This is a genomic window from Thauera sp. 2A1, from assembly GCF_009469595.2.
Lineage (GTDB): Bacteria > Pseudomonadota > Gammaproteobacteria > Burkholderiales > Rhodocyclaceae > Thauera.
The window spans coordinates 1-2837 of sequence record NZ_SSXV01000064.1 but is presented as its reverse complement, the minus strand read 5'-3'; the positions used below and the strand labels follow the sequence as shown (position 1 = coordinate 2837).

The following is a 2837-nucleotide window of genomic DNA, read 5'->3' as shown; positions in this document are numbered from 1 at the left end:
TAGAAGATGTAAGATAGTACGAAGGTGGTATTGAAGCATCTGAAAATATACTTGGTACAGCAGTAACTAGGTGGTACAATTCTACTAAGAAGATAGTAGAAGAATGTGGTATAGTAGTTACTATGGAATTGTATGAAGGAACTTATATTAATAATATATGGGCTATAACTGATTTCAACAGTATTAAACCTACTTGGACTTTAGTAGTATCTGCTGTTATGAATCTAGTTAATAAAGTAGCTATCGTTACTAATTATGAGTCAGATAAAGTAAGTAAGATATATATATCTGATGGAACTTCTTCTATTAAATGCATTAATATATCTGCTCAATATAAGACAGATAAAACTAATCACATAGAAGATGATACTTACTTTGATCTATTACCTAGTTCTACTATTGCACCGTTTAAGTTTATTGAATTGACATCTGGTAATTTACCAGCTGGTATGATACAATATTGTTATCAGTTATTCAGTGTACATGGCGGAGAAACATCTACTTCTTCATTAAGTTCTATGATACCTATATCATCTAGTAATTCAAATTCATCTAAAACATTTAAAGGTGATAGACAAGGTGAGAGTACAGATAAAGGTTGTATGTTACAAGCTACTTTGTTTAATGATGGTAGATTTGAAAAAATAAGAATCATTAGTATTCAGTATACTAGCAATACTCAAACTCCTAAGATATATGTAATTAATGAATTAGACTTACCTAAATCTGAAGATAATGTAATAACATTTAATTACAATGATGTTGGTAGTAGTTATGTTAACGAATTAAGTATAGAAGAATTTAACGATCTTGTTCCATTTGAATTTAATGCTAAAAGTATAGCAAAAATGGACAATAGGTTGTTTGCTTCTAATGTGCAGGAATTAACTTGGGATGTAGATTATGATGCTAGAGCATATAGATGTAATAGTAATGGTATTATTAAATTAAACTCTAGTATAAGTAATCAAGATATTACTACTACTTTTCAAGAACTAACTAGTCCAGAAACAGATTTAGTTATACCAGAAGAACACGATTGTATAAACCCAATGAATAGTTCAATGGTATATCCTAATAATTCAACAGATGAATATGCATTTGGATATGATGATAATGGAATTGTTAGAGGTGGTAGAGGTCTAAATATTAGCTATAGATTTATTATAACAGATTTAATAGAGTCTGACAATACTCCAGTAGTTGACGATGAAGGTGATAAATTTGTACCATATAGTATGAGCTTATCATCATCTAAAAAATCTTATAATACTATTAAGTTAGTATGTCCTGAAACAAAAGAATTAGTACATACATTTAATAGTGATGGTAAATCTAGAATAAGAAACTATTGCGATCCTTACTATGTATCTAATTTCTTAAGTCATCAAAGAGATGAAGTATATAGGTATGGTATAATATTGTATAATAATAAGAATATACCTTCACCTGTACACTGGATTGGAGATATTAGATTCCCTTCTGCTGATGTTGAAGGTTATGAACCTTTTACTTTTGGCGGAACTGTAGACGGATCTGGTAATTACGAATTAGTATCTCATCCACTTGGTATAATGTTCTATGTAAATAATCTTCCTACTGATGTAGTAGCCTATGAAATAGTAAGATGTGATAGAACATTAGCCGATAGAACAATAGTTACTTAGGGGTTACTAAATAAAACTATTAGATTCAACGGGTGGTATAATAATACTGAAGATTATAGAGCAGAATACTCTATAGGTAGCATAGATAGAAGACCTACTATTATGCCTACTTTTAAAGAAGGCGTAGCTCCAGAATTTGTACAAGGGTTCTATAATTCAAGTAAGAATCTGTTTGTACAACAAGATGCTTAGGATTAGAATCCGTTTGACACATACGGTATATTTGATTTAGTGACAGCTGATATATGTTTTAATAAAGAGAAATCAGATCAGATTGTTACTAGTGGTATGAGTATTGTGCCATTATATTGTGCACACTCTGCTACATACTGTAATGACGCTAACAATAAGCATTATAGATTAGGTATACCGTTTACTAAAGTATTAGGAAAAAGTACTAATAATGTACAAAATCCATTTGGTGGACCTGTAGAATATTCTGAACATACTGGTAATAAACCTAGTGCTTCTTAGGGAGTATTCGATGGTTATGAACAAGATGGTGATATGGTAAGCGGTGGTATATGTAAATACTATCAATTCTTTGGTAAGAATTATGCTCACAAAGATAATTCTAATTTGCGTCAATCTTTCCCTATAAAAGATGTAACTAAGCCAACTAACATATCTCCATATCAAGAAGCATTTGATGCTAAACAAATAGTAGATTACATAGATAGATTTGGTTTTATAAACTATAGTATTGGCTCTAGAGAAGCACTTGGTCCTCATGGAGTATGTTTAGCTATTAGTGCTCCAGATGTATACTCTGGTAATTATACAGGAATTCGTACCACTCCTTTATTAAGGAAATATAGACACAATGCTGTATTGTTTGTTAACATAAAGAAAAACACTACACAGTATGGTGGTAACACTTTTATGAGTAGAAGCTATTCTATATATAACAGTACTAATACTTATGTTAAAACATCTTGGGAAGGATACGATAAAGCAATGTGTTTTGGTGGTGATACATATTTAGGAGTATTGGACTATACTCATACTATGCTATTTACTAGAAATGACCCTGATGATAGAAATGGTTTTAAGAGATATGTTGGAGCTTACATTCCACTAGAATCTAGTATAAACCTGTACTATAGAAATGATGAACATTACTCTCAAGATATAGTAGAATCATCTGGAAATGGTCAAACTGGTGAAGCT

At 30.8% G+C, this 2837-nt stretch carries 2 protein-coding genes; both read left to right on the top strand.

Going from position 1 to position 2837, the window contains the following annotated elements; genetic code table 11:
- Positions 1-122: 122 nt before the first annotated feature.
- Entirely contained in the window at positions 123-1667 is a 1545-nt protein-coding gene (locus tag GH664_RS22195) for a hypothetical protein (protein ID WP_153170260.1), read from the top strand.
- A gap of 507 nt (positions 1668-2174) precedes the next feature.
- On the top strand, positions 2175-2837 hold a 663-nt coding region (locus tag GH664_RS22190; RefSeq protein ID WP_153170259.1), incomplete at its 3' end, for a hypothetical protein.

Excerpts from the sequence above, each read along its gene's own strand:
- GH664_RS22195 (WP_153170260.1), top strand. The coding sequence starts at position 123 with ATGGAATTGTATGAAGGAACTTATATTAATAATATATGGGCTATAACT.